General features: G+C 71.3%; 6 protein-coding genes. 2 read left to right on the top strand and 4 right to left on the bottom strand.

Annotated features, from left to right (window positions below):
- From ACFVGY_RS11455 to pdhA, 3 genes are all read right to left on the bottom strand, one after another.
- A partial coding sequence (locus ACFVGY_RS11455; protein WP_385674547.1) for a biotin/lipoyl-containing protein occupies nt 1–820 on the bottom strand: 820 nt, incomplete at its 3' end.
- A 31-nt stretch (nt 821–851) separates the two neighbouring features.
- Complete coding sequence (locus ACFVGY_RS11450) at nt 852–1,832, bottom strand: alpha-ketoacid dehydrogenase subunit beta (RefSeq protein WP_385674497.1); 981 nt, start codon at nt 1,830–1,832, stop codon at nt 852–854.
- The gene (gene pdhA / locus ACFVGY_RS11445; RefSeq protein WP_385674494.1) at nt 1,832–3,046 is read right to left on the bottom strand and encodes a pyruvate dehydrogenase (acetyl-transferring) E1 component subunit alpha; all 1,215 of its coding nucleotides are present in this window, start codon (nt 3,044–3,046) and stop codon (nt 1,832–1,834) included. The genes ACFVGY_RS11450 and pdhA overlap by 1 nt, the downstream gene beginning before the upstream one ends.
- Before the next feature lie 324 nt (nt 3,047–3,370).
- Between pdhA and ACFVGY_RS11440 the strand changes: the two genes are divergently transcribed.
- A complete protein-coding gene (locus ACFVGY_RS11440) occupies nt 3,371–4,033 on the top strand; it encodes a response regulator (RefSeq protein ID WP_385674491.1) in 663 nt (220 codons plus the stop codon).
- Between the two features lie 104 nt (nt 4,034–4,137).
- On the opposite strand, the gene ACFVGY_RS11435 is transcribed toward ACFVGY_RS11440, so the two are convergent.
- On the bottom strand, nt 4,138–5,739 hold the full coding sequence (locus tag ACFVGY_RS11435; RefSeq protein WP_385674488.1) for a protein kinase: 1,602 nt from the start codon (nt 5,737–5,739) through the stop codon (nt 4,138–4,140).
- A gap of 229 nt (nt 5,740–5,968) precedes the next feature.
- On the opposite strand from ACFVGY_RS11435, the gene ACFVGY_RS11430 reads away from it, so the two are divergent.
- Nucleotides 5,969–7,642, top strand: a complete 1,674-nt coding sequence (locus tag ACFVGY_RS11430) for a protein kinase (RefSeq protein WP_385674485.1) — start codon at nt 5,969–5,971, stop codon at nt 7,640–7,642.
- The last annotated feature ends 16 nt before the right edge of the window (nt 7,643–7,658 follow it).

The following is a 7,658-nucleotide window of genomic DNA, read 5'->3' as shown; positions in this document are numbered from 1 at the left end:
CGCCTGCCCCCCTTTGCGGTTGTGTTCTTCTTTGTCCCCCCCTATCTCTGGTTCTCCGTTTACCGCGCCCCCCCCCGCCCCCCGGGGGGGGGCCCCCCCCGGGGGCCCCCCCCTCGACCGGGGCGGCCACGGGGGCTGCGGCCGGGGCCGGGGCCGGAGCTGCGGCCTGCGGGGCGAGTGCGGCCGCGGCGGCGGCGTGCACGTCCTCCCGGGTCACGATCCCGCCGTCCCCGGTGGGGACCACGGTGGCCAGGTCGATGCCGAGGTCCCGGGCGAGCTTGCGCACCGGCGGCTTCGCCAGCGGCCGCTCCCCGACGACGGGCGCGTGCCCGTTGCCGTTGAGGACGGGGGCGGGGGCGGGAGCCGGCACGACCACCGGAGCCGGAGCCGGAGCCGGAGCGGTGGGCGCCGCGGGGGCGGCAGCGGCGGCAGCGGCGGCCGGGACGGCCTTGCGCGGGCGGCGCTTCGTCGAGGACTGGGCGACGCCGTAGCCGACCAGCACGGGCTGGCGGCCCTCGGGCGCGGCCTCCTCGGCCGGGGCGGCGGCCGGAGCCGCGGCGGCAGCGGCGGCCGGGGCCTCGGCAGGTGCCTCGGACGCGGCGCCGGTCTGCACCGAGATGATCACCTGGCCGACGTCGACCGTGGTGCCCTCCTCGAAGAGCAGCGCGTGCACGGTGCCGTCGAACGGGATCGGCAGCTCGACGGCCGCCTTCGCGGTCTCGACCTCGCAGACGACCTGACCGTCGGTGACGGTGTCACCCGGCTGGACGTACCACTTGAGGATCTCGGCCTCGGTGAGGCCCTCGCCCACGTCGGGCATCTTGAATTCGCGGATGGTCACGGGGCTCTCCTCAGTACGCCAGCGAGCGGTCGACGGCGTCGAGCACCCTGTCCAGACCCGGCAGGTACTCCTCCTCCAGGCGGGCCGGCGGATACGGCGCGTGGAAACCGCCCACGCGCAGCACCGGCGCCTCCAGGTGGTAGAAGCACCGCTCGGTGATGCGGGCGGCGATCTCGGAGCCCATGCCCAGGAACACCGGCGCTTCGTGGACGACCACGAGCCGGCGGGTCTTCTGCACGGAGGCCTCGATCCCGTCGAAGTCGACCGGGGACATCGAGCGCAGGTCGAGGACCTCCACCGACTTGCCCTCCTCGGCCGCCGCGGCCGCCGCCTCCAGGCAGACCTTCACCATGGGGCCGTACGCCGCCAGGGTGAGGTCCGAGCCCTCGCGGGCGACCCGCGAGGTGTGCAGCGCGGTCGGGATGGCGTCGGTGTCGACCTCGCCCTTGTCCCAGTAGCGCCGCTTCGGCTCGAAGAAGATCACCGGGTCGTCGCTGAGGATGGCCTGCTGGAGCATCCAGTAGGCGTCGCTCGCGTTCGACGGGGAGACCACCTTCAGGCCCGCGACGTGCGCGAAGAGCGCCTCCGGGGACTCCGAGTGGTGCTCGACCGCGCCGATGGCGCCGCCGTACGGGATGCGCACGACGACCGGCAGCTTGACCTTGCCCAGGGCGCGGGCGTGCATCTTCGCGAGCTGCGTGACGATCTGGTCGTACGCGGGGAAGACGAACCCGTCGAACTGGATCTCCACCACCGGGCGGTAGCCGCGCAGGGCCAGGCCGACCGCCGTACCGACGATGCCGGACTCGGCCAGCGGGGTGTCGATGACCCGGTCCTCGCCGAAGTCCTTCTGCAGGCCGTCGGTGATCCGGAAGACACCACCCAGCTTGCCGACGTCCTCGCCCATGATCAGGACCTTGGGGTCGGTCTCCAGGGCCTTGCGCAGCGACTCGTTGAGCGCCTTCGCGACCGACATCTTCTCGACAGCCATCAGTGACCCTCCTCGAAGGAAGCGAGGTAGGCGGCGAACTGGGCGCGCTCCTCGTCGACGAGCGCGTGCCCGTCCGCGTAGACGTTCTCGAAGATCGCCATGGTGTCGGGGTCGGGCATGGCGCGCACGACCTCGCGCACCCGCTTGCCCAGGGCCTCGCTCTCGACCTCGAGCTCCTCGAAGAAGGCCTCGTCGGCGCCGCCGCTGGCCAGCAGGTGGGTCTTCAGGCGCAGGATCGGGTCCTTCGCCTCCCAGGCCTGCGTCTCCTCGTCGCGCCGGTACTTCGTCGGGTCGTCGGAGGTGGTGTGCGCGCCCATGCGGTACGTGTACGCCTCGACCAGCGTCGGGCCCTCGCCACGGCGCGCCCGGTCCAGGGCCCAGCGGGTGACCGCGAGGCAGGCCAGGACGTCGTTGCCGTCGACGCGGACGCCGGGGAAGCCGAAGCCCTGCGCGCGCTGGTACAGCGGGACGCGCATCTGGCGCTCGGTCGGCTCGGAGATCGCCCACTGGTTGTTCTGGCAGAAGAACACCACGGGGGCGTTGTAGACGGCGGAGAAGGTGAAGGCCTCGGCGACGTCGCCCTGGCTGGACGCGCCGTCGCCGAAGTAGGCGATGACGGCGGAGTCCGCGCCGTCCTTGGCCACGCCCATCGCGTAACCGGTCGCGTGCAGCGTCTGCGAGCCGATGACGATCGTGTACAGGTGGAAGTTGTTGGTGTTGGGGTCCCAGCCGCCGTGGTTCACGCCGCGGAACATGCCGAGGAGGTTCGTCGGGTCGACCCCGCGGCACCAGGCCACCCCGTGCTCGCGGTAGGTCGGGAAGACGTAGTCGTCGTCGCGCAGGGCCCGGCCGGAGCCGATCTGGGCGGCCTCCTGGCCGAGCAGCGAGGCCCACAGGCCCAGCTCGCCCTGGCGCTGGAGGGCGGTCGCCTCGCCGTCGAAGCGGCGGGTCAGCACCATGTCGCGGTAGAGCGCGCGCAGGTCCTCGGTGGTGATGTCCTCCACGTAGGACACGAACTCCGCGTTGTCAGGGTTTTCTGCGACGCCGATCCGCTCCCCCTCGGGGGTCAGCAGCTGTACGAGCTGGGGCTCGGCGTTCTGCGCGGTGGCGACAGCCTTCGCTGCGGGGGTCTTGGAGGCGCTCGCAGCGCCTGCCGCCCGCTTGGTGCCGCTGCTGCGTCGCGGCTTGCGCGCGGCAGTGCTCTCCACGGTCACGTGTTGCTCCTCCGTCGGTCCGGCTCCCGGGTTCTCCGGGGTCCAGTGCGGCTCACCTGGATCCGTACCCGCGCACGGGGTGGGTGCGGCCGTGTACGGGATTCAGGCGTGACAGGTGCCCCGGCGACAGTCCTGCGCAATCACGTTACCCAGTGCTGCGCATAACTGCGAAACCCTACTTGACCTGCGTTTTTGCTTGGATTTCCAAGTAAATCCGCAGAGCGGGGAACAAGCACTGGTCACAGCCTTGCAGGGGGCCGGAACAACGGCACGTTATCCCGGGTAACGACCTCAGGGAAGGGGTGAGTGTGTGAAACTGAGTTCGTGCGCGAAGACGGAAAAATCAAGGTATTCCTCCTGGACGACCACGAAGTGGTACGGCGCGGCGTCCACGAGCTCCTGTCGGTCGAGGAGGACATCGAGATCGTCGGAGAGGCCGGCACCGCCGCCGACGCCTTGGTCCGCATCCCCGCCACGCGCCCCGATGTGGCCGTCCTCGACGTGCGCCTGCCGGACGGCAGCGGTGTGGAGGTCTGCCGCGAGGTCCGCTCGCAGGACGAGGGGATCAAATGCCTGATGCTGACCTCGTTCGCCGACGACGAGGCCCTCTTCGACGCGATCATGGCCGGAGCCTCGGGCTACGTGCTCAAGGCCATCCGCGGCAATGAGCTGCTCGGTGCCGTACGGGACGTGGCGGCGGGCAAGTCGCTGCTGGACCCGGTGGCCACGGCCCGGGTGCTGGAACGACTGCGCGACGGCAGCAGCGGCCGCGGGGACGACCGCCTGGCCAACCTGACCGAGCAGGAGCGCAGGATCCTCGACCTGATCGGCGAGGGACTGACCAACCGGGCCATCGGCGAGCGGCTGCACCTCGCCGAGAAGACCATCAAGAACTACGTCTCCAGCCTCCTGTCCAAGCTGGGCATGGAGCGCCGCTCCCAGGCGGCCGCGTACGTGGCCCGCCTGCAGGCGCAGCGGCGCGCCTGAGGGGCGCACGGCGGGGCCGAGGGCGTACGGCGCGCCTGAGGGGCGCACGGCGGGCCATGAATTCCGACGGAACCGGATCTATTTGATCCGGTTCCGCGGCCGCCTCAGTTCAATTGCTCCAACGGATTCGGATCCGCCGGACCCGACTGGCTCTTCGAGGGCGACGGCCCGCTGGACTTCGTCGGCGCCGGGCTCGACTTCGTCACCGAGGGCGACGGGCTCGCCTGCGACGGCGAGGTCGAGGGGCTGGCGCTCTGCGAGTTCCGGGGACGGGACGGCGGTGTCGAGAAGTCCTCCGACGGCCGCGAGGAATTCGACGTCTCCTGCGACGGCGTGTTCTGGGCCGTGGACGGGGCGCCCTGCTTCGAACTGGAGGAACTCTGGACGACCGCCGGACTGTTGTCGTCGCCCTTGGTCTTGCCGCCCACCGAGTTGACGGCGTACGCCACCCCGCCCGCGATCGCGATGACCGCGAGGACGGCGAACAGCCACAGCTTCCAGCGGCCGCTGCCGCGGTCGTCGTACTGGCCGTAGGCGTCGTAGCCGTCGTGGCCGCCGCCGTGGCCCTGGACGCGTCCTCGGGGGTCGTACCCGCCGGGGAAGGCCGTGCCGTCGTCCGGGTTCAGCGGCGGCACCATCGGCTGCTGGAACTGCGAGGTCGTGGAGTGCGCGGCGTACTGCTGCGGGCCGCCGCCCTGCGCGACGGGCATCGCGGTGGTGGGCGCGGCGCCGCCGCGCCCGTGCGGCAGGGCCATGGTGACCGGGCCGGTGTTCCAGGTGCCGGTGTTCGGCCCCTGGTCCTGGAGCATCTGCAGGCCGTACTGGACGAGCCCGCGCATCTCCTCGGCGCTCTGGAACCGGTCGTCCGGATCCTTGGCGAGGGCGCGCATGACCAGGCCGTCGAGCTCCTGCGGGATGTCCTGGCCCTCGGGCAGCTGCGAGGGCGGCACCGGCGCGTCCTGGACGTGCTGGTAGACCACGGACAGCGGGGTCTCGCCGGTGAACGGGGGCCGCAGCGCGAGCAGTTCGTACAGCAGACAGCCGGTGGCGTACAGGTCGGAGCGGTGGTCCACGGCCTTGCCGAGGGCCTGCTCGGGCGACAGGTACTGCGGGGTGCCCATCACCATGCCGGTCTGGGTCATCGTCGACTGGGCGCCGTGCAGGGCGCGGGCGATGCCGAAGTCCATCACCTTGACGGCACCGGTGTCGGTGATGATGACGTTCGCCGGCTTGATGTCGCGGTGCACGATGCCGTGCTGGTGCGAATAGGCCAGCGCCTCCAGCACACCGGAGACGATGATGAGGGCCTGCTCGGGGCCGGGGGCCTCCGCGCTGATGAGGAGGTCGCGGATGGTGCGGCCCTCGACCAGCTCCATGACGATGTAGGGGACGGTGTTCGGACCGACCTTGTCCTCGCCCGAGTCGTACACGGCGACGACGGCGTGGTGGTTCAACCCGGCGACCGACTGCGCCTCACGCGTGAAGCGGGCCTTGGAGACGGGGTCCTCGGCGAGGTCGGCGCGCAGCAGCTTCACGGCGACGGTCCGGCCCAGCCGGACGTCCTCGGCGGCGAACACCTCGGCCATGCCGCCACGGCCCAGGCGGTGGGTCAGCCGGTAGCGGCCGTCGCCGACCAGGCCGCCGGCTCCCCAATGCTCAGGACCGTCGGCCATCCCGGCGCCGCTGTCCTCGGGTTCGGGTGCCATGAGTCCTCGCCGTCGTCTCTCTCGGCCGCCGCTGAGCGGTAGGTCCATTTCGTGTGCTCCGATGAACGCTACAGCCTCGAAACAGGTAGCCGTTCGGACAATGGCTCGTGGTGGCCTTGTCGTCACGGAACGGGTACCTGGCTTGACGTGTGCTTGCCCTCCGGCAGACTGGGCCCGGAATGCGCTCAGCCAGACGCGTAGGGACACACCCCGAGGGGAAGCAACAGTCATGAGCCAGGACGGCAATCAGGCCCAGTACGCGGGCGGCTCTCTGGCCGGTGGCCGTTACCAGCTAAGGGACTTGCTCGGTGCGGGCGGTATGGCGTCCGTCTATTTGGCGTACGACAGCGCGCTCGACCGGCAGGTCGCCATCAAGACCCTGCACAGCGACCTCGGGCGGGAAGCGTCGTTCCGCGAGCGGTTCCGCCGTGAGGCCCAGGCTGTTGCGAAACTGTCGCACACGAACATCGTCTCGGTATTCGACACGGGCGAGGGCGAGGTCACGTTCCCCGACGGCCGGAGCGACGCGGCGGTCATGCCGTACATCGTCATGGAGTACGTCGAGGGCCAGCCGCTCGGCTCGGTGCTCACCACGGACGTCCGCCAGCACGGGGCGATGCCGGCCGAGAAGGCGCTGAAGGTGACGGCCGACGTGCTGGCCGCACTGGACACCAGCCACGAGATGGGCCTGGTGCACCGCGACATCAAGCCCGGCAACGTGATGGTGACCAAGCGCGGCGTGGTCAAGGTCATGGACTTCGGCATCGCCCGCGCCATGCAGTCCGGCGTCACGTCGATGACGCAGACCGGCATGGTCGTCGGCACCCCGCAGTACCTGTCGCCCGAGCAGGCGCTGGGACGCGGCGTCGACGCCCGCTCCGACCTGTATTCGGTCGGCATCATGCTGTTCCAGCTGCTGACGGGCCGGCTCCCGTTCGACGCCGACTCGCCGCTCGCCATCGCCTACGCCCACGTCCAGGAGGAGCCGGTCGCCCCGTCCTCCATCAACCGGTCGCTCACCCCGGCCATGGACGCGCTGGTGGCACGGGCCCTGAAGAAGAACCCGAACGAGCGCTTCCCCACCGCCGCGGCGATGGGGGACGAGATCGCACGGGTCCTGGCGGCCGGTCAGACCGGCGCCCCGGCGATCGTCCCGGGCGCCCCCACCGGCGGTAGCGGGGCGGGCGTCGGCTCGACCGTGTTCCCCCCGCTGGACTCCGGCTTCCCGACGCCGGCGGCCCAGGCGGTGCAGCAGCCGTACGCGCCGACGCCGGCCCCGGCCCCGTACGCGCCCACCCCGCCGCCGATGGCGCAGACGCACGGTCAGGGCGGGTACGCCTACCCGCCGCAGCAGCCGGGGGCGCAGCAGTACGCGCCGCAGACCCCGCCGCCGTTCGCCTCCTCGGCGACCGCCCAGCAGGCCCCGGGCGGCGCCGGCGGCAGGAAGAACATGCCGGTGGTCGTGGGCGCGATCGCGGTGGCGCTGATCGCCATCGGCGGCCTCGTCTACGCGGTCACCAACAAGGGGGACGACGAGGGCGGCAAGGGCACCCAGGCCGGCCAGCAGACCACGGGCGGCCAGGCGGCCAACCCGTCCGGCTCCGCCAAGGCCGGGCACAAGGGCCCGGACACGACGCGCACGATCGACCCGCAGAAGTGCAAGGAGCCGACCAAGCACTACAGCGACGCCACCAAGGTCACGGCGCCGGAATTCCGGTACAAGCACCTGCGCTCGGTGAAGGAGTGCATCCAGGCGGCGGGCTGGCGGTACAAGATCGAGAAGAAGGACGAGGCGGTCTACGGCGAGGACACGGTGCTGTCGCAGCAGCCCGAGCCGGGCGAAAAGATCGACAAGAAGGACACCGAGTTCACGCTGATCGTCTCCACGGGCGACCCGCAGTAGGCGCCGCCGGACCGGC

The organism is Streptomyces sp. NPDC127106, assembly GCF_042677605.1.
GTDB lineage: Bacteria > Actinomycetota > Actinomycetes > Streptomycetales > Streptomycetaceae > Streptomyces.
The sequence above is the reverse complement of the archived record's forward strand: the minus strand, read 5'-3'. Positions and strand labels throughout refer to the sequence as shown.